At 66.8% G+C, this 21,543-nt stretch carries 26 protein-coding genes and 1 other RNA gene; 10 read left to right on the top strand and 17 right to left on the bottom strand.

The features are described from left to right. The 3 genes from ACFTS5_RS20100 to ACFTS5_RS20090 are packed head-to-tail and all read right to left on the bottom strand — an operon-like array spanning nt 1 to nt 1,636. Complete coding sequence (locus ACFTS5_RS20100) at nt 1-609, bottom strand: methyltransferase family protein (protein ID WP_378633461.1); 609 nt, start codon at nt 607-609, stop codon at nt 1-3. Between the two features lie 2 nt (nt 610-611). After that, entirely contained in the window at nt 612-1,292 is a 681-nt protein-coding gene (locus ACFTS5_RS20095) for a cation transporter (RefSeq protein WP_378632994.1), read from the bottom strand. A 14-nt stretch (nt 1,293-1,306) separates the two neighbouring features. Continuing rightward, entirely contained in the window at nt 1,307-1,636 is a 330-nt protein-coding gene (locus tag ACFTS5_RS20090) for an ArsR/SmtB family transcription factor (protein WP_378632993.1), read from the bottom strand. Between the two features lie 197 nt (nt 1,637-1,833). Here ACFTS5_RS20090 and ACFTS5_RS20085 point away from each other — a divergent pair, with 197 nt between their 5' ends. Continuing rightward, nucleotides 1,834-1,977 carry a hypothetical protein gene (locus tag ACFTS5_RS20085; protein WP_378632991.1) on the top strand — a complete coding sequence of 48 codons (144 nt, stop codon included), beginning with the start codon at nt 1,834-1,836 and terminating at the stop codon, nt 1,975-1,977. Nucleotides 1,978-2,096: 119 nt separating this feature from the next. On the opposite strand, the gene ACFTS5_RS20080 is transcribed toward ACFTS5_RS20085, so the two are convergent. From ACFTS5_RS20080 to ACFTS5_RS20070, 3 genes are read right to left on the bottom strand one after another with little or no spacing between them, the layout of a single operon-like run. After that, on the bottom strand, nt 2,097-2,927 hold the full coding sequence (locus ACFTS5_RS20080; RefSeq protein WP_378632988.1) for a helix-turn-helix domain-containing protein: 831 nt from the start codon (nt 2,925-2,927) through the stop codon (nt 2,097-2,099). After that, nucleotides 2,924-3,439, bottom strand: a complete 516-nt coding sequence (locus ACFTS5_RS20075; protein WP_378632986.1) for a DUF6879 family protein — start codon at nt 3,437-3,439, stop codon at nt 2,924-2,926. Before ACFTS5_RS20075 ends, ACFTS5_RS20080 begins: the two co-directional genes overlap by 4 nt. Continuing rightward, on the bottom strand, nt 3,411-3,749 hold the full coding sequence (locus ACFTS5_RS20070; protein WP_378632983.1) for a hypothetical protein: 339 nt from the start codon (nt 3,747-3,749) through the stop codon (nt 3,411-3,413). The genes ACFTS5_RS20075 and ACFTS5_RS20070 overlap by 29 nt, the downstream gene beginning before the upstream one ends. A 233-nt stretch (nt 3,750-3,982) precedes the next feature. On the opposite strand from ACFTS5_RS20070, the gene ACFTS5_RS20065 reads away from it, so the two are divergent. After that, a complete protein-coding gene (locus ACFTS5_RS20065; RefSeq protein WP_378632981.1) occupies nt 3,983-4,312 on the top strand; it encodes a hypothetical protein in 330 nt (109 codons plus the stop codon). 361 nt (nt 4,313-4,673) lie between these two features. On the opposite strand, the gene ssrA is transcribed toward ACFTS5_RS20065, so the two are convergent. Continuing rightward, nucleotides 4,674-5,046: a transfer-messenger RNA gene (ssrA, locus tag ACFTS5_RS20060) on the bottom strand. A 225-nt stretch (nt 5,047-5,271) separates the two neighbouring features. Here ssrA and ACFTS5_RS20055 point away from each other — a divergent pair. Further along, nucleotides 5,272-6,570, top strand: coding sequence for an ABC transporter substrate-binding protein (locus ACFTS5_RS20055; protein WP_378632978.1), 1,299 nt, complete (start codon nt 5,272-5,274; stop codon nt 6,568-6,570). A gap of 4 nt (nt 6,571-6,574) precedes the next feature. Here the strand turns inward: ACFTS5_RS20055 and ACFTS5_RS20050 are convergent, their stop codons facing one another. The 8 genes from ACFTS5_RS20050 to ACFTS5_RS20015 form a co-directional block, all read right to left on the bottom strand. Then, nucleotides 6,575-7,438, bottom strand: coding sequence for an EamA family transporter (locus tag ACFTS5_RS20050; protein WP_378632976.1), 864 nt, complete (start codon nt 7,436-7,438; stop codon nt 6,575-6,577). Next, nucleotides 7,435-7,908: an SsrA-binding protein SmpB gene (smpB, locus tag ACFTS5_RS20045; protein ID WP_378632974.1), complete on the bottom strand. Its 474-nt coding sequence runs from the start codon at nt 7,906-7,908 to the stop codon at nt 7,435-7,437. The genes ACFTS5_RS20050 and smpB overlap by 4 nt, the downstream gene beginning before the upstream one ends. Before the next feature lie 48 nt (nt 7,909-7,956). Further along, on the bottom strand, nt 7,957-8,895 hold the full coding sequence (locus tag ACFTS5_RS20040; RefSeq protein WP_378632971.1) for an acyl-ACP desaturase: 939 nt from the start codon (nt 8,893-8,895) through the stop codon (nt 7,957-7,959). A 95-nt stretch (nt 8,896-8,990) separates the two neighbouring features. Continuing rightward, complete coding sequence (locus ACFTS5_RS20035) at nt 8,991-9,599, bottom strand: YdcF family protein (protein WP_378632968.1); 609 nt, start codon at nt 9,597-9,599, stop codon at nt 8,991-8,993. 320 nt (nt 9,600-9,919) lie between these two features. Further along, nucleotides 9,920-10,153 (bottom strand): hypothetical protein, encoded by a 234-nt coding sequence (locus ACFTS5_RS20030; RefSeq protein WP_378632965.1) that lies wholly within the window; start codon nt 10,151-10,153, stop codon nt 9,920-9,922. A 93-nt stretch (nt 10,154-10,246) separates the two neighbouring features. Continuing rightward, the gene (gene recQ, locus ACFTS5_RS20025) at nt 10,247-12,238 is read right to left on the bottom strand and encodes a DNA helicase RecQ (protein WP_378632962.1); all 1,992 of its coding nucleotides are present in this window, start codon (nt 12,236-12,238) and stop codon (nt 10,247-10,249) included. Nucleotides 12,239-12,333: 95 nt separating this feature from the next. Continuing rightward, a complete protein-coding gene (hisN, locus tag ACFTS5_RS20020) occupies nt 12,334-13,119 on the bottom strand; it encodes a histidinol-phosphatase (RefSeq protein ID WP_378632959.1) in 786 nt (261 codons plus the stop codon). A gap of 122 nt (nt 13,120-13,241) precedes the next feature. Further along, entirely contained in the window at nt 13,242-13,823 is a 582-nt protein-coding gene (locus ACFTS5_RS20015; protein ID WP_378632956.1) for an NADPH-dependent FMN reductase, read from the bottom strand. 141 nt (nt 13,824-13,964) lie between these two features. Between ACFTS5_RS20015 and ACFTS5_RS20010 the strand changes: the two genes are divergently transcribed. The 6 genes from ACFTS5_RS20010 to ftsX all read left to right on the top strand — a co-directional run bounded on the left by ACFTS5_RS20010 (nt 13,965) and on the right by ftsX (nt 18,759). Then, the gene (locus ACFTS5_RS20010) at nt 13,965-14,822 is read left to right on the top strand and encodes a helix-turn-helix transcriptional regulator (RefSeq protein WP_378632953.1); all 858 of its coding nucleotides are present in this window, start codon (nt 13,965-13,967) and stop codon (nt 14,820-14,822) included. A gap of 44 nt (nt 14,823-14,866) precedes the next feature. Then, nucleotides 14,867-15,985 (top strand): peptide chain release factor 2, encoded by a 1,119-nt coding sequence (gene prfB / locus ACFTS5_RS20005; RefSeq protein ID WP_056812604.1) that lies wholly within the window; start codon nt 14,867-14,869, stop codon nt 15,983-15,985. 128 nt (nt 15,986-16,113) lie between these two features. Beyond that, nucleotides 16,114-16,971 (top strand): mechanosensitive ion channel family protein, encoded by an 858-nt coding sequence (locus tag ACFTS5_RS20000; protein ID WP_378632949.1) that lies wholly within the window; start codon nt 16,114-16,116, stop codon nt 16,969-16,971. Next, nucleotides 16,958-17,113 carry a hypothetical protein gene (locus ACFTS5_RS19995; RefSeq protein ID WP_378632946.1) on the top strand — a complete coding sequence of 52 codons (156 nt, stop codon included), beginning with the start codon at nt 16,958-16,960 and terminating at the stop codon, nt 17,111-17,113. Before ACFTS5_RS20000 ends, ACFTS5_RS19995 begins: the two co-directional genes overlap by 14 nt. A 54-nt stretch (nt 17,114-17,167) precedes the next feature. Continuing rightward, nucleotides 17,168-17,857: a cell division ATP-binding protein FtsE gene (gene ftsE / locus ACFTS5_RS19990; protein ID WP_378632943.1), complete on the top strand. Its 690-nt coding sequence runs from the start codon at nt 17,168-17,170 to the stop codon at nt 17,855-17,857. After that, entirely contained in the window at nt 17,857-18,759 is a 903-nt protein-coding gene (gene ftsX / locus ACFTS5_RS19985; protein ID WP_378632940.1) for a permease-like cell division protein FtsX, read from the top strand. Before ftsE ends, ftsX begins: the two co-directional genes overlap by 1 nt. 70 nt (nt 18,760-18,829) lie before the next feature. Here ftsX and ACFTS5_RS19980 read toward each other — a convergent pair whose 3' ends face one another. Next, the gene (locus tag ACFTS5_RS19980; protein ID WP_378632937.1) at nt 18,830-19,198 is read right to left on the bottom strand and encodes a MerR family transcriptional regulator; all 369 of its coding nucleotides are present in this window, start codon (nt 19,196-19,198) and stop codon (nt 18,830-18,832) included. A gap of 60 nt (nt 19,199-19,258) precedes the next feature. Here ACFTS5_RS19980 and ACFTS5_RS19975 point away from each other — a divergent pair, with 60 nt between their 5' ends. Then, nucleotides 19,259-20,020: an alpha/beta fold hydrolase gene (locus ACFTS5_RS19975; RefSeq protein WP_378632934.1), complete on the top strand. Its 762-nt coding sequence runs from the start codon at nt 19,259-19,261 to the stop codon at nt 20,018-20,020. Nucleotides 20,021-20,037: 17 nt separating this feature from the next. Here the strand turns inward: ACFTS5_RS19975 and ACFTS5_RS19970 are convergent, their stop codons facing one another. Then, nucleotides 20,038-21,450 (bottom strand): glycosyltransferase family 39 protein, encoded by a 1,413-nt coding sequence (locus tag ACFTS5_RS19970; RefSeq protein ID WP_378632932.1) that lies wholly within the window; start codon nt 21,448-21,450, stop codon nt 20,038-20,040. Nucleotides 21,451-21,543 lie beyond the last annotated feature (93 nt).

Genomic DNA, 21,543 nt, shown 5'->3' with positions numbered 1-21,543 from the left:
TCAGAGTGGAGCCCGTCCGAGACCGGGGACGAACCGTCCCGTCGCCGCGAGGTAGGCACGGTAGTTCGCGCCGTGGACCCGCGTCAGATAGGGCTCTTCGACCGCCCGTACCTGCAGCTCGATCGTCACCAGCAACAGTGCGAACGCGACGATCGCGACAGCGTTCGGGATGATCAGTGTGACACCGCCCGCGAAGACGAGCATCGCGGTGAAGATCGGGTTGCGAACCAGACCGAACACCCCGGTGTCGACCAAGGTCGTCGTCTCACTGGGATCGACCCCGATGCGCCACGATTCGCCCATCTCGTTCTGCGCGTACAGCGTTGCCGCGATACCCACGACGGCGAGCACGAATCCGGCGGCCTGAATCGGCGTCGCGGACAGCGCCCCGATCGGGGCTACGACACCGGCCAGCTGCAGCACCGACGACGCCGTGCCGACCACGATCGCGGCGACGAAACCGACGCCGGCGAGCCATTCGATCGAGCCGGGCCGTCCGCTGATGCCGTGGAAACCGGACGAACCCGTGTCCTGATACTGACGCCAACTCCGCCAGCCGAAGCCGAGCAGGCCGAATACCAGGTACAGAACCAGTGCGCAGATCGCCATCATCAGGTGTTTCCTCGATCGTCGTTGTCACAGCAGCTGCGGGGACCGACATCGGTGGACCTCGTCGCGCAGCAGGGCTCGCCCTTCCAGGCGTTGATTCCTTCTCTGACCGCGATCACCGCGATCACCAGCGCCGCGAGCGGATCGGCCCACGACCAGCCGAACAGGCTGTTGAGCAGCAGGCCGACCAGCAACACGGCCGAAAGATAGGTGCACAGCAGGGTTTGCTTGGAATCGGCCACGGCGGAGGCGGACCCGAGCTCGCGTCCTGCCCTCCGTTGCGCGGCGGACAGCACCGGCATGATCACCAGACTCGCGGCCGCCAGCCCGATCCCGACCGCCGAATGCCGCGCCTCACCGACCCCGAGCAGCGAACGGACGGCATCGACAGCGACATAGCCGGCCAGCGCGAAGAACGAGAACGCGATGACCCGCAGCGCCACCTTCTCCCGCGCCTGCGGATCGCGCCCGGCGAACTGCCACGCCACCGCGGCCGCCGAGGACACCTCGATCACCGAGTCCAGCCCGAACCCGATCAGCGCGGACGAGGACACCCGCGCGCCTTCGGTCAGCGCGATCACCGCCTCGACCACGTTGTAGCTGATCGTCGCCGCGACCAACCACCGAATCCGCGTCGCCAGCACCGCCTGACGCACCGAACTGGGCGCGATCGGCACCGGCATCCCGATCGCCTCCATCAGCAGCAGCCATCCGATTCCGCCGCCGGGCAACAGGCCGGATCAACAGCGAGCACAAGCCCGACCAGATCGTCCAGCGCCCGCCCGATCCGCGGATCCGCCAGCTCATACCGGCTGCGCCGCCCCTCGGGAACCGCGACGACCAAACCACATCCACGCAGACAGGCCAGATGATTGGACAGGATCTGCCGCGAGACACCGATCGCCTCGGCCAGCTCCGACGGATAGCCGGGTTCCTTCCGCAGACTCAGCAGGATCTTGGTTCTGGTCGAGTCCGAGAGGGCATAACCGAACCGGGACAGCGCTTCGGTCTGCACCGTGGATTCCATACCTCAGACGGTACATCAGAATCTGTATTCAGAAAAGGATGTACTGATAGCGCTGACGGATCGAGGCGGGCATCGATGTCGCCGCCCCGACGGGAACTGGTGGCCGACATCCGTGAATCTTCTCTGCCCAGAACTGAATTCAAGAATAGTGAGCAGCGTTCAGATCGACCGGCACCACGCACCGAAAGGCACCACCCATGAGAATCTTCGCCCTGCTGGCCGGCCTCGCCGTCCTCGGCGCTCTCCTGCTCGCCGACAACTGGAACCCGGTGCGCGCCGGGGTCTACGCGGTAGCGTGGCTCGCCGTCGCATTCATCCTGATCAAGTTCGCCCGGAGGTAGACCCGTGCCCAGACCCGGACCACGCCGGCCAGTGCTCGCGCTGCGCATCTGTTTCCGCTCCCGGTGTGGGCGAAATGTGGGCCCCGAGTCCGAGCCGATTCTGGCTCTCTGGGCTGGCTTCACAGCCGCGTTTCCATCGCCCGGCGGATGAGCAGCCGGGCAGGGTCCCCAGTGGCGGCCTGGCGGGCGAGCGCGTCGAACGCACGAAGATAGATCAGGATCTCGCGGGGTTGGGTCACCCGCAGTTCCGCCGTGATCGCTTCGACCGTGGCGAGCCGCTGATCGAACAGGACGAAGTTCGTCGCCTGTATCGGCATCTCGGCTTTCGCGGGGATGATGCCCAGCAGCACCCTGGACAAGCCCGCCACGGCAAGCAGGCGGTCCAGTTGGCCGACCATGACCGCGTCGTCGCCGACCGTGGTGTGTAGCGCCTGTTCGGCGATGAGAATGTGGAACTTCCGCCGACCCGAGTACAAGAGCTGTTGACGTTCGATGCGCGCGGCGACGCCCTGGTCTACGTCGTCGGGCGTCCGATAGAACTCGACGTAACGGCGAAGAACGGCAGTCGCGTAGTCCGCTGTTTGCAAAATGCCGGGGATGATCTGCGGTTGGTAGATCCGGATCATCTCGGCTGACTCGGCTAGGCGGATGTTCGCCTTCTGCTGCCGGTGTGTGCCGGTGCCCAGAACCTTGCGCCACTCGGTGTAGGCCGTTTCGAGGTTGTGCAGGGTCGCCAGCAGATCGGCGAGTTGGTCGAGGGTGCCGGTGTGGGCGCAATAGGCGCGCAGGTCGTCGGATGACGGTGTCTGTCGGCCGTTCTCGATCTTCGAGACCTTCGCCTCACCCCAACCGGCGAGGTCAGCCAGGGCGCGGCCAGTAATGCCTGCTGTACGGCGAAGCTCCCGGAGCCTGGCCCCGAGAGCTTCCCGCGCGTCTGCCGGATTGGTCACCCGGCGAACTCTCCGAACGGAACAGCCACGTTCCACAGCCGGTCACGAGTCGCGACGAAATGATCGACTACGGCCGGGTCGGTGGTGACCGCCAAGCCTGCCGGGGCTCCGCGTTCGTCGGTCAGGTTGTAGACGACCCGCTCGTCATCGAACAGCCACGCATCATCCGGCGGGATCTCTCCGGCGTCGTGACGTGGCACGTACCGGATGTTTTCGCCCGCTTCGACGTTGTGGCCGGTGACCGACAGCAACCATCGCTGATAGTCCGACAGCGGTGTGGTGACCACCCGGACACGGCTCACGCTCACGCCGCGTTCGGTCGTTTCCCGCATGAGCGCCTGCCACGGTGTCGCGGTGTAGGGCGCTGGCTCACCAGCGAGGAACGCACGCAGACGTTCGTCCTCGTCGGCGACGAAATAGGTGTCTCGGCACTCGAAATGGAACGCTGACCGCTTGGTTTCCCGGAACAGTCCGGGCCACAGGTCAGGCTCGTCGTTGGGCCGATAGCGCACCGTAAAAGGTCCTTTCGAGCTTGGGGACCTCGATAGCCGACTCGTCGGCGGCGAGGTTCATCTGTGCGAGCGTTTCCGGGTCGGTAATCGGTCGGCCGGTCAGGGTGAACGTGCCCCTACCGCTGTCGGCCATCGGTACCCCGACGTAGGTGTCTGGTTGGGCGAAACCTAGGAGCAAGTGCGGGATTTCGACGGTTTCCGGTGAGTCCGTCTGCCATCCCTGGACCGCGTAGGTGCCGCTGTCGGTAGCGAACAGTGTCGGGCAGCCGCCCGAGTCGCTGCCGCCGTTGCCGAGGAACGTTAGGCGCATATCGCTACCCCCTGGTGAGAACTTGCGCGAGCTTTCCCGTACTCCCACATCGTCCCACCGTGTCACACAGGTTGTCGCCTGTTCAGACCAGTTGGAGCAAGTTCAAGAAAGTTCCTGTCCAGGCGGTTGTACAAACCCATACCGTCAGCTCCAACGCTCCCGGCGGGTTTGAACTAAGAGTCCGCGCCGGGAGTGAATCCCGAAGAGCACCAGGAGGCCGCGATGCTCCCGCAGTGGACACCCAGAACCGAACGCCCGCACCCGATCAACGTTGCGCCACCGAGCGTGATCAGGCGACTGCTCGCAGCGCTCGAGGCGTGGCCGACGAACAAGCAGCCCTCATGACCAGCCAGACGAAGGCCCAGCTTGCCGACCTGACCGAACGCGCCGCACGCCGGTCGATGACCATCACATCCACCCCGGAAGGCTGGCAACTCGCCTCGGTTTGGAGGGTGGTTGTTGTGGGTGACGTGGACGCCATCGCCGCATGGTTGAGCGCCGCAGAAACCTACGACCGCCGCCCCCGGCAGTACTTCCCGGCCGGATGCCAGGCGGACACGTGATCGTGCTCGGGTGGGCGATCGTGATCGGCCTACCAGCCATCGTGTTCGTCGCAGCCGTGTGGGCCAAAGCGCGACCAGTGAACATAGGTCTTGTTCGGCCACCCGAAGCGTGTGTGCGCCGATACCCTGAGCACTAAGTATCAGGGAAGTGATCGTCACGGTGGATAACAGCCGTCGTCTCACCGATCCTTACGTTCTACTTCGATGAACTGAGCCAGACAGCCGAGTGCGTGATTCTCGCCGTGGTGCTGAGGAGACTTGCTGCCGCAGGATGTGGGCAAAGTGTGGGCAGCAGGCCGAATCTGCCCGTACTCAGCGCATAAAAAAAGTCTCTGACCTGCATTAACAGGCCAGAGACTCTTGGTGGAGCTGCCGGGAATCGAACCCGGGTCCTCCGCCGCGTCTTCAGGGCTTCTCCGTGTGCAGTTCGCTGTGTCTCTGCTCGGATCTCCAAGTCTCGCGAACAAGCCTGGATGACGATCCCAGTCGCTGTTAGATGTCCCATCCGACTCCGCGACCGAGCCGAACGGTAATTCCCTCTAGCTGATGCCAGTACCCGGGTCGAGGGACGAACCCGGACTGACAGAGACGACCTGGCTACTTAGGCAGCGAGGGCGTACTCGCGCTGATTGGAATCGGCGCTTAATTGGTTGCAGCGACGCTTACGGTGGTCTCTTGCCTGCACCGACACGCTTCCCCTGAATCAACGTACGCAGTCGAAACCGTTCAGCCCCGTACGTGCCCGCACCGTGCGGGCTAGTCATATTAACACCGGCGCGGCGTGAGATCTTCCCATTATTTCTGCCAGCTCGCGGTGTCGCCTGAGTGATCTTGTAGCGAACCCCGCCAGATGGCCTCGGCGAATCCGGGTGGGGCCGCCGGTGGTGACGGGTACTGTTCTCGTTCGGCCGCCCCGGAACGGTCAAATGTCCTGGGCGACTGGAGCAAGGAGTTATCTCATGGCATTCACCAGTCACCGTGGACTGCGCCGATTCGCGGCGATCCCGGCTGTTGCGAGTCTCGTGCTGGCCGCGGCCTGCTCGTCGGGCGAGTCCACCGCCGCGCCGGGCGTCACCAGCACGCCCTGTCCCGGTTCTCCGAACACCGATAACGGCTGCATCTATCTCGGGGTGCTCTCGGATCTGGCGAACGGGCCGTTCACCCCGCTCGGTGCCTCGATGAACGACGGTCAGGTGGCGTTCTGGAAGCAGGTGAACGCGGCGGGCGGCATCGGCGGCTACGACATCGACATCAGCACCTACACCCGCAACACCTCCTACGATCCGCGCACCCATCGCAGCGCGTACGAGGAGATCGAGCCGAACGTGCTCGCGTTGTCGATGAGTTTCGGGACCGCGCAGACCGTCGCGATGCTCAACCAGATGGACGCCGACGACATGGTGAGCACCGCGGCCACCCAGTGGTCGGGCTGGAACTATCGCAGCGCCGACCGCAATCTGGTGCTCAGCGCGGGCTACTCCTACTGCACCGAAGCGGTGACCGGCCTCGACTGGTTCGCCGAAACCCATTACGCGCCGCGCAATATCGCCGTGGTCGCCTATCGCGGCAACTACGGCGGCGACTACGCCAGCGGCGCGCTGAAGTGGGCGCTGGCCAACGACGCCACCATCGCCGATCGCATCGACACCGGACCCAATGCCGAGGTCGGCAACCAGGACGGGCCCGTGGCGGAGATCCTGGCCGCGGCGCCGGACCTGGTGATGCTGGCCACCGGACCCGCCGAGACCGCGGAGATCGTGGGCAAGCTCGTGAAGTCGGGTTTCACCGGGCGATTCCTCGGTTCGCTGCCCACCTGGAACGCGGCACTGCTGCAATCGGCGGCCGCGCCGGCGCTGACCGCGCTCTACAACTACACGACCCCGGTCGACAGCTGGGCCGGCGACAGCGTGGGCGCCAAGCACGCCCGCGACGCGATCACCGGCGAACCGGCTAACTTCGGCTATTCGCTGGGCTGGGCGATCACCTATCCACTCAAAGCCCTGCTCACCGCGGCGGCGGCGAACGGCGAACTCACCCGCGCCGGCCTGCGGCGCAGCGTCGGCGCGATGAAACCCGACGGTGAGGGCATGGTCGTGATCCACCCGGCGGGTGCGGCCGAACCGGATCTGGAGACGGAGTGGTCGGCGGTGTTCGAACCGGACCGGGAGGCGCCGATGGGCGCCAGAGCGGTGAGTGTCGGCTATCAGGGCAAGACGCTGGGTCGGCTGAACCTGCACGAGCCCTGCACCCGGTTGTAGGGAATCAGCTCGCGGCGATCATGGCGACCGCCGTGAGCGCGAGCACCATACCGACCTTCTGGGTGGCGCTGATGCGTTCGCCGAGCAGGACCATCGCCAGCAGCACGGTCGCCGCCGGATACAGCGAGCCGATCACGCTCACCACCGACAGCATCGCGCCGTGGAAGGCGTAGAGCAGCGCGGCATTGGCGATCACATCGAGCACGCCGACCGCCAGGGCCAAGCGCAAGGGTTCACCGTGCAGTCCGCGGAATTCGCCTGCCGCCAGCGCCGATGTCCACACGACCGCGGTGGCCGCCACCCGCTGGGCGAGCAGGGGCCACAGTCCGGCGCTCGCGCTCGTTTCGTGCAGGAAGTAGAACGCGAAACCGAACGCGGCGCCCGACCCGATCGTGAGGAGCGCGACCCTGCGGGTGAAACGCAGTTGCCTGCCGCCGGTGATTTCCTCGGTGGTTTCGTCGGGTGCCTCCCGGCTCACGAGCACCACCGCGACCAGGGCCACGGCGATGCCCGCGATCGCGATCGAGCCGGGCCGTTCGCCGAGAAAGAACCCGGCGATGACCGGTATCCCCGCGACCAGCACCGCGGTCAGCGGCGACACCACCGACATCGGACCGTCGGCGAGCGCGGCGTAGAACCACCACACCGCCAAGCCGCTGGCCACACCGGCGGCCAGACCCCACAGCACCGACGCGGTGTCGGCATGCCCGCCCACCAGCGGCGCGATCAGCAAGACCAGCAGCACGGAAAACGGGTACGACACCACAACCACACGCAGCGCCGTGACCCTGCGCGCGGCGATCCCGCCGAAGAAGTCGCTGACTCCGTAGCCCGCCGCCGCGACGAGGGCCAGCACTACGGAGATCAACGCATGCCTTTGACCCGCCGACCTACTTCACGGGTGACCTCGCGCTCGGCCTGCTTGCGGGCCAGATCCTGACGCTTGTCGTAGTCCTGCTTGCCCTTGGCGAGGGCGAGCTCCACTTTCACCTTGCCGTCGGAGAAGTACATCGACAACGGCACCAGCGTCTGGTTGCCCTCGCGCGACTTGCCGACCAGGTGCTCGATCTCACGCTTGTGCAGCAGCAGCTTGCGGGTGCGGCGCGGCGAATGATTGGTCCAGGTGCCGTGGCTGAACTCCGGGATGTGCAACCCGCGCAACCAGACCTCACCGTGGTCGACGGTCGCGAAGGCGTCGACCAGCGAGGCCTTGCCCTCACGCAGGCTCTTCACCTCGGTGCCGACCAGCGCGATCCCCGCCTCATAGGTGTCGAGGATCGTGTAGTTGTGCCGCGCCCGGCGGTTGGTCGCGATGACCTTGCGCCCCTTTTCCTTCATAACGGTCAACTGTAAGTGACGGCGCCAGCGCTTTATTCCATGGCTGACTCAGACCCGGGCGGCCGCCCTGGCCAGTGCGCGGTCGCGCTGCTCCTCGAAACGGGCCGCCTTGACCTCGAGGTCGAGCAGGTAGGTGTGCAGCTCGTCGCGGGCGATCTCGCCTTCGGGACCGAAATCGGTGCGCTCGAAGATTCGCCAGATCCGCAGGGTCGGGCGCAAGACGACATCGAGGTGCTGGCGCAGGTCGTACACGCCGTGCTTGGCGAGCAGCACCGCGTTGCGGCGGAAGTTGGGCTGGTTGAGGCCGGGCATCTGGAAACGCAGGATCACGTCGGTGATGGCCCGCATGGCCTCGTCGGGGGTGAGGTCGAGGGCCGCCGCGCAGAGCTTGCGGTAGAAGATCATGTGCAGGTTCTCGTCGGCCGCGATCCGGGCCAGCATGCGATCGGCGACCGGGTCGTTGCACAGCGCGCCGGTGTTGCGGTGGCTGATTCTGGTCGCGAGCTCCTGCAACGTGACGTAGGCGACGCCCTTGAGGAACTGCGAACCCTTCTCCGGCTTGGCGATGCCCGCGGTCATGTGCGACATCCTGGCCTCTTCGAGCGCGACCGGGTCAACGGCGCGGGTCACGACGAGGTAGTCACGCAAAACGATGCCGTGGCGGTTCTCCTCGGCGGTCCACCGGCCGACCCAGGTACCCCAGGCGTTGTCGAAGCCGAAGGTGTCGGCGAGTTCGCGGTGGTAGGAGGGCAGGTTGTCCTCGGTGAGCAGGTTGGTGATCATCGCCGCCTTGGCGACCTCGCTCAGTCGCGACTGCTCGGGATCCCAGTCGTCGCCGCCCATGGCCGCGAAGTTGCGGCCCTCGTCCCACGGCACGTAGTCGTGGGGGTGCCACATCTTGGCCTTGGACAGGTGGTCGTTGAGATTGGCTTCGGCCGTCGGCTCGAGCTCGGCGAGGATGTCGCTGTCGGACAGGTGGAGCGTCATGGGTCGACGCTACGAGGCGAAGGGTGGGTTCTCGGGGTTATTGCCGAGATTTCCGCGACTACTCATCACAACTGCCGACGTGCGGCGATGATCGGTCACAGCGGTGCGGGGCCGAAGCTGCCGACGTGCAGTGGCACCGAATCCCACTGGGCGCGGTCGGGCGTGAGGTCGCCGACAACCAGGACGCCCGCGTCGGCGAATGCGCCTCTGGCCCGGGCGATGTGGTCCTCGGAGGTGACCAGAACGACCGAGCGCAAGCCCTTGTCGGCGAGCACTGCCGCAGTGTTGCGAGCGTTGGCCACCGTCGAGTCGGCCTCGGATTCGCGCAGGATCCGGCTCTCGTCGATGCCGGCGCCGATCAGCCACTCGGCCATGGCGTCGGCTTCGGACAGACCGGCTTGCGGGTTGCCGCCGGTGACGATGATCGGCGACCACGGCGCGAAGACGGCTTGGGCCAGGCCCGCGCGCAGTCGTCGCACGAGTTCCTCGCGCATCGTGCCCTCCGGGGTCAGGCCGTAGCCGAGGACCACGACGGCGGTGTCGGGGCCGTAGATGCCGGGCAGGGTCGGTGTGCCCAGCGCCCGCGCGAAGTCGAGACCGGGTGGGGCCGGAAAGTCGGCACCGGCGGGTACCGGCACGCAGGCCAATCCCGTGACCGCTATCGCCGCGCACACCACACGCTTGCCCCAAGTCCACCGCACCATTGCCGTCGCCTCCTCGAGCTCGGGCCGATCTCCGTGATCGGTCCCGCTCGGCAACGGTGCGCCGGGTCGTCGACGTCAGGTATCCCTTTGACCTGCGGCTACGACAACTCACATGCGTATGTCGGCCACCGCTGGTGCGTGGCATCGCAAAATTTCCGGAATCGGACGCCGGGGCATACGAGGACTTGGCGAGCACACGATCGATCGGCGGGCAGCGAGGGCGATCGCTGGAACACGGCCGTCAGTGACACAGCACTGGATCCGGCAGCGGTGTCTGGGACGTTGTCGAACTCGGCCGATCGGGCGGCGGCGGCGGAACGTCAGCCGGGGCTCAGTACGAGGTAGAGGACCAAGGCGGCGGTGAAGATGGCGATCAGCGCGAGGGTCGACCAGCGTGGCCTGCCGCGGTGGATCGCGCCGTGGTGGGCGCCGAGGAGGGTGGGTGCGACGACCGGGTCGATGTGGCGGTGCGGCATCGGGGGGGTCGGAGTATCGGCTCCCGCACTCGGGCTGCTGCCCGACGTATCGTCGTCCGAGCCTTCACCGTTCGCCATGACTCGACAGTAACTCGGCGTCGTCCGATTCGGTGCGGGTTCCTCGCCGCCGCGCGTGTACCCCCTGCTGGGCGGGGAGGCGCAGGTGCACCGCTACTCCCCGGCCAGTGTGGTCAGCACCCCCTCGCCGTAGCGAGCCAACTTGTTCTCGCCGACGCCGGCGACGGTGCCGAGCGCGGCGAGGTCGGCGGGTTTGCGCGCGGCGATCTCGCGCAGGGTGGCGTCGTGGAACACCACGTAGGCGGGCACGCCCTGTTCCTTCGCCGTCGCGGCACGCCAGGCCCGCAGGCGCTCGAACACTCCGACGTCCGCTGCGGGCAGGTCGGCTGTCGCCTTGGCCGATTTCGCGCTGCGCGCGGGGCGGGCGGCGCGTTCGGGCTCGCGCCGCATCGGCACCTTCCTGCCCTCGAACAGCACCTCGTTGCTCTCGTCGGTCAGTGCGAGGACACCGTACTCGCCCTGTACCGCCAGCAGGCCGCCCGCGAGCAGCTGCCGCACCACCCCGCGCCATTCGGTATCGCGCAGATCGGTGCCGATGCCGAACACCGACAGCTCGTTGTGCCGATGCTGGGTGATCTTCTGGTTGGTCTTGCCGAGCAGGATATCGACGAGGTGGCCCGCGCCGAACGATTGTCCGCGTTCGCGTTTGAGCCGCAGCACCGTGGACAGCAGCTTCTGCGCGGGCACCGTGCCGTCCCAGGTCTCGGGCGGGTTCAGGCACACATCGCAGTTGCCGCAGGCGCCACCGGTCTGACCGAAATAGTTGAGCAGCCGCGCGCGACGGCAGCCGACGGTCTCGCACAGGGCGAGCATGGCATCGAGGTGCAGTTGCAGCTGTCTGCGATGTGCCGCGTCGCCCTCGCTGGAGTCGATCATCTTGCGTTGCTGCACAACATCATTGAGGCCGTAGACCATCCAGGCTGTCGACGGCAGGCCGTCGCGACCCGCGCGGCCGGTCTCCTGGTAGTACCCCTCGACCGATTTCGGCAGGTCGAGGTGGGCCACGAAGCGCACGTCGGGTTTGTCGATGCCCATGCCGAAGGCGATGGTGGCGACGACGATCAGGCCGTCCTCGCGCAGGAATCTGGACTGGTTCTCGGCACGGGTGCGGAAATCCAGGCCCGCGTGATAGGGCACCGCGCGGATGCCGTTCTCGTTGAGCATGGCCGCGGTCTTCTCCACCGAATTGCGCGAGAGGCAGTAGACGATGCCCGCATCGCCGGGATGCTCGGCGCGGATGAAGTCGAGCAGCTGACGGTCGGCGCGGTTCTTCGATTCGATCCGGTACTGGATGTTGGGCCGGTCGAAGCTGGAGATGAACTGTTTCGCGGCACCCAGATCCAGCCGTTCGACGATCTCGGCGGCGGTCTTCTCGGTGGCGGTCGCGGTGAGCGCGATGCGCGGGACATCGGGCCAGCGTTCGTGCACCAGCGACAGCGCGAGGTAGTCGGGCCGGAAGTCGTGGCCCCACTGCGACACGCAGTGCGCCTCGTCGATCGCGAACAGGGCGATCTTGCCGCGATCGAGCAGCCGCAGCGTGGCTTCCAGTCGTAGGCGTTCCGGCGCCAGGTACAGCAGGTCCAGATCGCCCGAGACGAACTGCGCCTCCACGGTCCGCCGCTGATCCGGCGACTGGGTGGAGTTGAGAAAACCGGCCCGCACACCGAGGGCACTCAGCGCGTCGACCTGGTCCTGCATGAGGGCGATCAGCGGTGAGACGACGACGCCGACGCCCTCGCGGACCAGCGAGGGGACCTGGTAGCAGAGGGATTTGCCGCCACCGGTCGGCATCAGTACCAGTGCGTCGCCACCGCCGACGACCTGTTCGACGATGGCCGCCTGGTCGCCGCGGAAACTGTCGTAGCCGAAGACGCGGCGTAGTACCTCGTCGGCTGTCTCAGCGCGATCGGGAGCCGCGACCCGGCCCGGGGTGGCCGGGGCGAGATCGTCGAAGTGGAAGCCGCCGGTATCGGCGAAATCGTGCTCGGAGACGTACCCGCCGTCGGACGGGTACGCGTCGTCGGGTGGGAAGTCCTCGGGCGGGAAGTCGTCGACATCGGGGGCTGTGGCGCCGGAATTGCTCACCGGGCCATCCTACGAGCGAGCGCCGGTCGCGCAGCCCGTCGACCGGAGCCGACGGCGGCGGATGCCGAAGTTGCGCACCTGTGGATAACTTCGATTCACCCGCGCAAACGGCCGAGGACCTCGTCTTGGAGCAGGCCGTTGGAGGCCATCGCGTCGCCGCCGTGCGGGCCGGAGCGCCCGTCCAGGGAGGTGAACGCGCCACCCGCCTCACGGACCAGGATGTCGAGGGCGGCCAGGTCCCACAGGGAGACCTCCGGCTCGGCCGCGATATCGACCGCACCCTCCGCGACCAGGCAATAGTTGAAGAAATCGCCGTAACCGCGGACTCGCCAGACGGCATCGGTGAGGTCGATGAACTTCTCGCGCAGACCGCGCTCGTGCCAGCCGGACAGACTGGAGAAGGCCAGGCTCGCGGCATCGAGGTCGGCGACCGCGGATACCGAGATCGGCTTGGGCGCTCCGGGGTGGACCTGTACCCATGCACCCGAACCGGCGGCGGCCCACCAGCGCCTGCCCAGTGCGGGCGCGCTCACCACGCCGACCACCGGGACACCGTCCTCCAGCAGGGAGATCAGGCTGGCCCACACCGGTACGCCGCGAACGAAGTTCTTGGTGCCGTCGATCGGGTCGACCACCCATTGCCTGCCGCTGAACTCGGCGTCACCGCCGAACTCCTCACCGAGCACGGCGTCGGCGGGACGTTCGTCGGCGAGTACGCGGCGGATCAGCTGTTCTACCGCGAGATCGGCGTCCGAGACCGGGGTGAGGTCCGGTTTCGAGTCGACTTCGAGGTCGACGGCGCCGAAGCGCTCGAGGGAGATGGCGTCGGCCTGGTCGGCCAGTCGCAGGGCAAGGTCCAGGTCAGCGGAGTAGGCAGCCACGGTGGGAGTGTATTCGCCGAGCCGGCGCGCTCGAGTTCGCGGCGCGGTGAACATCACGGCCGTTGCCCGCCCCAGCTCAGCGGCTCCGGCCGGGTGTGTGAGAACGTGCGAAAGCCGCCCGGTCAGGCCACGACCTGGGCTGTTTTCGCTGCGACCAGAGCACTTGTCCACCAGTGCAGCTGGTCGAGCAGGGCCGTGGCGGCGGCTTCGGGTTCCTGCGGGTCGTGCAGTTGGCCGGTCTCGTCGAAGAGCATGTAGTAGCGCGGGAACGAGACGTAGTGGCGCACGGTGTGGGCGTTGAGTTCGTTGAAGACCTGGCGCAGGTGTTCGATGGCCAGGAGTCCGCCGGAGCCGCCGCTGTAGCCGACGAAGCCGATCGCCTTGGCGTCCCACTGGGTGAAGTGCCAGTCGATGGCGGCTTTGAGGGCGGCGGGGTAGCTGCGGTTGTAGTCGGGGGTGACGATGACGTAGGCGTCGGCCGCGGCCAGGCGGTCGGTGAGGTCGCGCATGCCGGCGGGGCGGACCGGGTCGGGGTCGAGGGCGGGCGGCACGGCGGGCAGGGCGGGCAGGGCGGTGTCGGCGAGGTCGATGATGTCGACCTCGAAGCGGTCGTCGACCTGCTGGGCGAACCAGTTCGCGACGACGGGGCCGAATCGTCCGTCACGGACACTGCCGATGATGATCGCGAGCTTCAGCGTGGACACGATGTTCTCCTGTTCGTCGTACCGGCTCGATCAGCCGGTACGACCAAATCTCGCGGACCGCGAGCGTCCCAGGGAGACCACGCTGAGAGTGGTAGTGGCACGGCCACTCTGCGCGGCGCCGCGCTGGGTACCGTCGAAGAGGTGAGCGACAACGAACTCGGGCTGTTCCTGCGGACCCGCCGCGAGGCGGTCTCCCCCGCCGAGGTCGGGCTGCCCGCCGGACAACGCAGGCGCACGCCGGGTCTACGTCGCGCCGAGGTCGCGATGCTGGCGGGTGTCAGTGTGGAATATCTGATCCGGCTCGAGCAGGGCCGCGACAGCCATCCCTCCGCTCAGGTGTTGTCCGCGCTGGCCGAGACGTTGCGGCTGAGTCCTCGCGAACGCGTTCACCTGCATCAACTCAGCAAAGGCGTGTCCGGTTTCAGTTGTGGCGCTGCCGAGAACGGTCCCAACCGCACGGTGCGTCCGACGATCCTGGCGATCCTCGCCCAGCTGGAACCGGCGCCCGCCGCGATCACCAATCGCTTCACCGAGATCCTGGCCTGCACCGAGGGCTACCGGAAGTTGATGGCGCCCGCGGGGCTGTTCGAGCAGGGCGAGCCCGCCAACGTCGCCCGATTCGTGTTCACCCACCCAGGCGCCCGCGCGCTGTACCCCGAGTGGGGATCGGCTGCCGACAAGCTGGTCGCTTCGCTCAAGCAGGGCCCGTTCCGCGCCGATCCGATGGTCGCCGCCCTGGTCGACGAGCTCACCGTGACGGCGGGCAGCGCCTTCACCGATCGCCTCGCGACGCTGCCCGGACTGCCGCCGTCGGGCGGGATCAACCGCATCGATCACCCCGAGGCGGGCACGCTGCGGCTGGCCTACGAATCGCTGGATCTGTCCATCGACGACGACCAGTCGCTCTACGTCCTGCTCCCGGCCGACGAGGCCAGCGCGAACGCCCTCGACCAGCTGGTCGGACGCCGCCCAGGGGGCCTGCGGTCCATCGCAAGCTGACCGAATAGGCACTGTGTCGGACGGGACCGGTAGCCTAGGACATCGTGCATCCTGACGTTATCGCCGACCTCGCAGAACTCGACACCACGCTCAAGACGGTCGAGTCGGTCCTCGATGTCGAGGAACTACGCCGCCGCATCGATGAACTCGAGCACCAGGCCGCCGATCCCGAGTTGTGGAACAACCAGGAGCACGCCCAGCAGGTGACCAGTGAGCTCTCGCACGCGCAGAGCGAATTGCGCCGTGTCGAGGATCTGCGCCAGCGGCTCGAGGACCTGCCGGTGCTCTACGAACTGGCCGAGGCCGAAGAGGACGCGGCCGCCGCCGAAGCCACCGCCGACGCCGATGCCGAGCGCGCCGCACTGCGCGTGGACGTCGAGGCGATGGAAGTGCGCACCCTGCTCTCGGGCGAGTACGACAAGCGTGACGCGCTGGTCAACATCCGTTCCGGCGCCGGCGGCGTCGACGCCGCCGACTGGGCGATGATGCTGATGCGCATGTACATCCGTTGGGCCGAGCGGCACAAGTTCCCCGTCGAGGTCTACGACACCTCTTACGCCGAGGAGGCGGGCCTCAAGAGCGCCACCTTCGCGGTCAAGGCGCCCTACGCCTACGGCACGCTGTCGGTGGAGATGGGCACGCACCGCCTGGTCCGGATCAGCCCGTTCGACAACCAGGGCCGTCGCCAGACCTCCTTCGCCGAGGTCGAGGTCCTGCCCGTCGTGGAGACGACCGACCACATCGAGATCCCCGAGGGCGAGATCCGGGTCGACGTGTACCGCTCGTCGGGCCCCGGCGGCCAGTCGGTCAACACCACCGACTCCGCGGTGCGCCTGACCCACATTCCCACCGGCATCGTCGTGACCTGCCAGAACGAGAAGTCGCAGCTGCAGAACAAGATCTCGGCCATGCGCGTGCTGCAGGCCAAGCTGCTCGAGCGCAAGCGCCAGGAGGAGCGCGCCACGATGGACGCGCTCAAGACCAACGAGGGCGCGTCGTGGGGCAACCAGATGCGTTCCTACGTGCTGCACCCATACCAGATGGTCAAGGACCTGCGCACCAACCACGAAGTCAACAATCCGACCGCGGTCCTCGACGGCGACATCGACGGCTTCATCGAGTCCGGAATCCGTTGGCGCATGCGCGATCAGGACGACGCGTAGCCAGCTGTTCGCTCACAAACCGTGCGCTTCAGCACGTTTGACCGCACGCCGTGACCGACCTGTAACCTTTCTGGTGTGCGTTCGACCGAACCGAAACTGTGCCTGTGCAGGTCCATGAAGGAGACGCGATGACCGACGTCCTCGCGGCCAGCAGCGGACCCGAGATCAGCGACTGGATGCGTTCCAGTGGGCTGGAAATCGTCCTGCTGATCGTCGGCGCGATGCTGTTCGGCCGGTTCGCCGCGTTCCTGCGCGATCGGGTGACCACCAAGATCGACTCGGGTTTCCAGACCAGTGACGCCCTGGTCCGCACCGAAGCGGCCAAGCACCGTCACGCGCTGGCACAGGTGGTCACGTGGGTGGTGCTGACCATCGTGTACGTGCTGGTCGGCATGGAGGTGTTGCGCAGGCTGGGCTTCGCGGTGACGGGTCTGGTCGCGCCGGCGGCGGTGCTCGGTGCCGCGCTCGGTTTCGGCGCGCAGCGCATCGTCCAGGACATTCTGGCCGGGTTCTTCCTGATCACCGAGCGCCAATACGGCTTCGGTGACGTGGTGCAGATCTCGGTCACCGGCTCCGCCGACCCCGCCGAGGGCACCGTCGAGGACGTGACGCTGCGCATCACCACGCTGCGTAACTCCGACGGCGAAGTGATCATCGTCCCCAACGGGCAGATCGTGAAAGTCACCAATCTGTCCAAGGATTGGGCGCGGGCCGCGATCGACGTCCCGGTGTCGGCGCAGGCCGATATCACCAAGATCAACGAGATCCTGCACGCGGTGTGCACCAAGGCCTACGAGGACCGCCGCCTCAAACCGCTGTTGCTCGACGAGCCGTCGGTGATGGGTGTCGAAGATCTCTCGCTCGACGTGATGAACATCCGGATGGTTGCCCGCACATTGCCAGGCAAACAATTCGAAGTGGGTCGCGAACTGCGCGTACGCGTCGCCGCGGCCCTGCGTAAGGAGGGAATCAGTGAAACCACGTAAGTCCACAGCGATCCTGATGGCGGCGTGGCTGTCGACGTTTGTCGTGTACCTGTTCGTCAAACCCACCGATACCGCCGCCGAGGGCCCGACGACGTTCCTCAACGCCGTACCGACCTGGGTGAATGCCGACCCCCAACCCTGATCGACGCGCCGCGTCCCGCTGAGACGGCTGGTTCGCTGGTTACACTGGCTCCCCGTGATCACCATGCGCAACGTGACCAAGTCGTACGAGACCTCGACGCGACCGGCGCTGGACAACGTTTCCGTCGATGTGGAAAAAGGCGAGTTCGTCTTCATCATCGGCCCGTCCGGTTCGGGCAAGTCGACCTTCATGCGACTCCTGCTCAAGGAAGAGGCGCCGACATCGGGCGAGATCCGGGTCGCGGATTTCCGCGTCGACCGCTTGCCCGGCCGGAAGGTGCCCAAGTTGCGGCAGCGGATCGGCTGCGTGTTCCAGGACTTCCGGCTGTTGCAGCAGAAGACCGTGGAACAGAACGTCGCGTTCGCGCTGGAGGTGATCGGCAAGCGGCGCCAATTCATCGACCGGACGGTGCCCGAGGTGCTCGACATGGTCGGGCTCGGCGGTAAGGGACAGCGGTTGCCGTCGGAGCTGTCCGGTGGTGAGCAGCAGCGGGTCGCGATCGCGCGCGCGTTCGTCAACCGGCCGCTGGTCCTGCTCGCCGACGAGCCGACCGGCAACCTCGACCCGGATACCAGCGCCGACATCATGGCGCTGCTGGAACGGATCAATCGCGTCGGCACCACGGTGCTGATGGCCACCCACGACAATCACATCGTCGACGCCATGCGAAGGCGGGTGGTGGAACTCGACCACGGCAGACTCGTGCGCGACGAAGCGACCGGCGTCTACGGGGTGGGTCGATAATGCGACTGAGTTTCCTGTTCACCGAGGTCGTCGACGGCCTGCGCCGCAATCTCACGATGACCATCGCGATGATCCTGACCACGGCCGTGTCGCTGATGATGCTCGGCGGCGGCATGCTGTCGGTGCGGATGGCCGACAAGACCGAGAACTTCTTCATCGGCCGCCTCGAGGTGCGCTTCTATCTCGACGACGCGGTCTCCGACACCGATCCCGACTGCGCCGCCGACCCGTGCAAGTCGCTGCTCGCCGACCTCAAGCAGACCTCGGGTGTGGAGAGCGTGCAGTTCCTCAACCGCGCCGACGCGCTGGAAGAGGCGAAGAAGCTGTTCGCGGATCAGCCGGAGATGGTGCAGTACATCTCCGACTCGCCACTGCCTGCCTCGTTGCGGGTGAAGATGACCGACGCCGATCAGTATCAGCACATCTACGACAGTTTCGCGACGCGGCCGGGTGTGCGGATCGTGGCCAACGACAAGGAGTTCGTCGACCGGCTGACCAGCCTGTTCGACGGGCTGCGCAATGCCGCGTTCGGTTTGGCGCTGGTGATGGCGCTGGCCGCGATGCTGCTGGTGCTGAACATGGTGCAGATCGCCGCGTTCACGCGGCGCACGGAAGTCGGCATCATGCGCCTGGTGGGCGCGACCCGCTGGTATACGCAGCTACCGTTCCTGCTGGAAGCGGTCGCGGCCGCCTTCGTCGGTTCGGTACTCGCGATCCTCGGCCTGGTGATCGCCCGGCCGCTGGTGATCGACCGGGCGCTGGGCCCGCTGTTCGACAGCAATGTCTTCCCGCGCATCACCGGCGACGACATCGCCGTGGTTGCCCTGACGATCGCGCCCGTCGGCATCGTCTTCGCCGCCGTCACCGCCTACCTGACCCTGCGCTACTACGTGCGCGAATAAGGTTTGTACGCGGCGGGCCCAGCTCGATCGGTCCCGCCGCGTCGACGGCAGACGACACCAAGCGTGCTGGTTACGTCAAGCCCGTCCCGGCGTGGGCGAGGCTGGCGCCGAGTTGAGCGGCGAGTCGGGATCGCTGGCGGTCGAGGTCGGCGATGCGTCGGTCCAGTTCGGCGGTTCTGTCGGCCATGATTCGCACCGACATCTCGCAGGCTTGGACCGGCCCCGCGTCTTCCGCGCACGGCATGAGCAGGGCGATGTCATCGGTGTTCAGTCCCGCGGCCAGCAGTTCCCTGATCCGGGCGACCGCCGCTACCGCCGATGCCGGATAACTGCGGTAACCGTTGCTGTCGCGGTGCGGATGCAGCAGACCCTGTTCTTCGTAGTAGCGCAGCAGCCGGGTGGCGACCCCGGTGCGTCGCGCCAATTCGCCGATCAGCATGTGACCACCGGCACCTTCGGCTTGACCTTCACATCCATGTGAATCCCTAACGTCGCCCGTATGACAACCATTCCGCTCCAGACCAGCATCCACGGCGCCGGCCCCGGCATTCTCCTCGCGCACGGCGGGGGTGGCTCGATCGAGAGCAACTTCGGCACCGTGATCCCCGCGCTCGCGGCCGGGCACACCGTGGTCGCCCCCGACTACCCCGGCGACGACACCGCGCTGACGCTCGATGACCTCGCCGATGCCCTGGTAGCGGCCGCCACCGACGCCGGTGTCCCGACCTTCACCATCGTCGGTTTCTCCCTCGGCACCGCGGTGGCCGTGCGCGCTGCCGCACGTCATCCCGACCGTGTCACGGGCCTGCTGCTCACCGCCGGGTTGGCCGCACCCGACAATCGAGCCCGGTTGGCCGTACAGGCCTGGCAGGACCTCCTCGACCGGGGCGCGCACGAATCCTTCGCCCGCTTGGTTCTGCTCACCGGTTTCTCCACGGATTTCGTCAACAGCCTTCCGGCACCGACAGTCGACGAGATGGTCCGGCAGACGGCCGGCTCGATCCCCGGCGGTACCCGCCAACAGGCGGCCCTGATCGAAACCGTCGACACCACCGCCGATCTCGCCACTGTCTCGGTCCCGACTCTCGTCGTCGCCACCACCGCCGATCTGCTCGTCGATCCGGAGAACTCGCGGGCACTCGCCACGGGAATACCCGGCGCCGAATACGCGGAAATCGAAGCAGGCCATGTGGTCATGGTCGAGCGTCCCGACGAGTGGCAGAAGCTGCTCACCGATTTCCTCGATCGGCACGGGCTCTAGCACCCGCGAACCACCGATCACCCGAGCGTGCGCAGCTGCGGCCACAGCTGCGACCACGGCCGGATCGGGTTCCGGCAGACGAACATCGGCTCACCCTGTTCGTCGTTGTCGATGCCGAGACCGTTGTCGAGCACACCCGCGGGTTCGACGATCGAACCCAGCTCGGTGAGTCGTCGATGGTCGATGCCGACGGTGAGGACCTCTGTCGCGGTGTCGGGCGGAGGTCCCCACCACCAGTAGGCGTTGTGGCCGGAATACGGTGTGGTCAGGTCATATTCAGGTCCGTAGTGTTCGATCGCACCCGCTTCGCCGTAGTTGGCGGTGAGGATGGGGACACCGGGTGGGCAGGCAGCGGCGATCTGTTCGACGTAGCGGGGCCAGGCGATGGTCTCGCCCGCGTCGTAGTTGATCGCGAGGACCGCAGAGTCGCGTAACCACGCGACCGGCAGCACCGGCAGGAACAACACCGCCGACATCACCGCGTTGACCGTGAGCACCGAAGTGACTGCCGCCCAGCGTTTTCGGTCCTCACCCAGCCACCGGCACAGACCTACGGCACCCGCCGCGAGCAGCACCGGGTACATCCCGCCGAGGTAGTAGGCCTTGCCGCCGGTCACGAGAAATACCACGAACAGCACCGCGTAGGTCAGCGCAAACGCCCGCCACCGCGAATTCCACAACCGCCACAATCCGTACCCCCACAGCGGAACCAGCAGCGGCCCGAACAGCCCGAACTGCAAGAGCACGAACATGATCGGCGTATCCGAGGTACCCGACGATCCACCGGCGATGGCTCTGCTCAGCTCCCACTGCGGCCACCCGTTGCCGGCCTGCCACCACAGATACGGCGCCCACAACACCAGCGCGATGCCGACAGCGAACCCGAAGTACCTGGTCGCGAACAACTTTCGCTGTCCGGTCGCGGCCAGTGTCGCGGCCAGCACACCGACCGGCACGATCAGCAGTACCTTGTTCTGGAGCCCGATCCCGACGACCGATCCGAGCACCAGCCACCATCGCGGATCCCGCCCGAGCTTCAGCACGAGCAGACAGATCAGCGACCAGGCCGCCAGATCGAACACCGTCGTCCCCAGCAGACGCCCCACGCCCATCATCAGCGCGGAACTCGCGACCGCACCGGCCGCCAGCGCTCGCGCGCCACGCCCACCACCCAACTCCCCCGCCATCAGCCCGGCACACACCACGACGAACGTCGCCGCGGCGATGGCGGGCAATCTCATGACACATAACGAATCGGGATCGACCGCAGCCATGAATCTGGCCAGAAACGGCGACAACGGCGGCTGATCGGGGTAAGACCAGTCCAGCCGCCGACCCGCGGCCAGGAAGTACAGCTCGTCGCGGTGGTAGCCGTAGCGCCCCGAGGTCACCAGCAGGACGAGCGCGAAAACCGACGCGATGACGGGCACCCGACCAGCGTGACAGAAACCGGCGATTCGACGACGGGTCAGCACACTTCTTACTCTGGAGTAAGATAGACTTACCGAAGAGTAAGATGGTGG

The sequence above is a fragment of the Nocardia sp. NPDC056952 genome, from assembly GCF_042674185.1.
Classification (GTDB): Bacteria; Actinomycetota; Actinomycetes; order Mycobacteriales; family Mycobacteriaceae; genus Nocardia.
This window is presented reverse-complemented; position numbering and strand designations above follow the sequence as displayed.

Bases quoted from the DNA above. Each gene is read 5' to 3' on its own strand.
- ACFTS5_RS20100 (WP_378633461.1), bottom strand. From the start codon at position 609: ATGGCGATCTGCGCACTGGTTCTGTACCTGGTATTCGGCCTGCTCGGC.
- ACFTS5_RS20095 (WP_378632994.1), bottom strand. From the start codon at position 1,292: ATGCCGGTGCCGATCGCGCCCAGTTCGGTGCGTCAGGCGGTGCTGGCG.
- ACFTS5_RS20090 (WP_378632993.1), bottom strand. From the start codon at position 1,636: ATGGAATCCACGGTGCAGACCGAAGCGCTGTCCCGGTTCGGTTATGCC.
- ACFTS5_RS20085 (WP_378632991.1), top strand. From the start codon at position 1,834: ATGAGAATCTTCGCCCTGCTGGCCGGCCTCGCCGTCCTCGGCGCTCTC.
- ACFTS5_RS20070 (WP_378632983.1), bottom strand. From the start codon at position 3,749: ATGCGCCTAACGTTCCTCGGCAACGGCGGCAGCGACTCGGGCGGCTGC.
- ACFTS5_RS20055 (WP_378632978.1), top strand. From the start codon at position 5,272: ATGGCATTCACCAGTCACCGTGGACTGCGCCGATTCGCGGCGATCCCG.
- smpB (WP_378632974.1), bottom strand. From the start codon at position 7,908: ATGAAGGAAAAGGGGCGCAAGGTCATCGCGACCAACCGCCGGGCGCGG.
- ACFTS5_RS20040 (WP_378632971.1), bottom strand. From the start codon at position 8,895: ATGACGCTCCACCTGTCCGACAGCGACATCCTCGCCGAGCTCGAGCCG.
- ACFTS5_RS20035 (WP_378632968.1), bottom strand. From the start codon at position 9,599: ATGGTGCGGTGGACTTGGGGCAAGCGTGTGGTGTGCGCGGCGATAGCG.
- ACFTS5_RS20030 (WP_378632965.1), bottom strand. From the start codon at position 10,153: ATGGCGAACGGTGAAGGCTCGGACGACGATACGTCGGGCAGCAGCCCG.
- ACFTS5_RS20000 (WP_378632949.1), top strand. From the start codon at position 16,114: ATGACCGACGTCCTCGCGGCCAGCAGCGGACCCGAGATCAGCGACTGG.
- ftsX (WP_378632940.1), top strand. From the start codon at position 17,857: ATGCGACTGAGTTTCCTGTTCACCGAGGTCGTCGACGGCCTGCGCCGC.
- ACFTS5_RS19980 (WP_378632937.1), bottom strand. From the start codon at position 19,198: ATGCTGATCGGCGAATTGGCGCGACGCACCGGGGTCGCCACCCGGCTG.
- ACFTS5_RS19975 (WP_378632934.1), top strand. From the start codon at position 19,259: ATGACAACCATTCCGCTCCAGACCAGCATCCACGGCGCCGGCCCCGGC.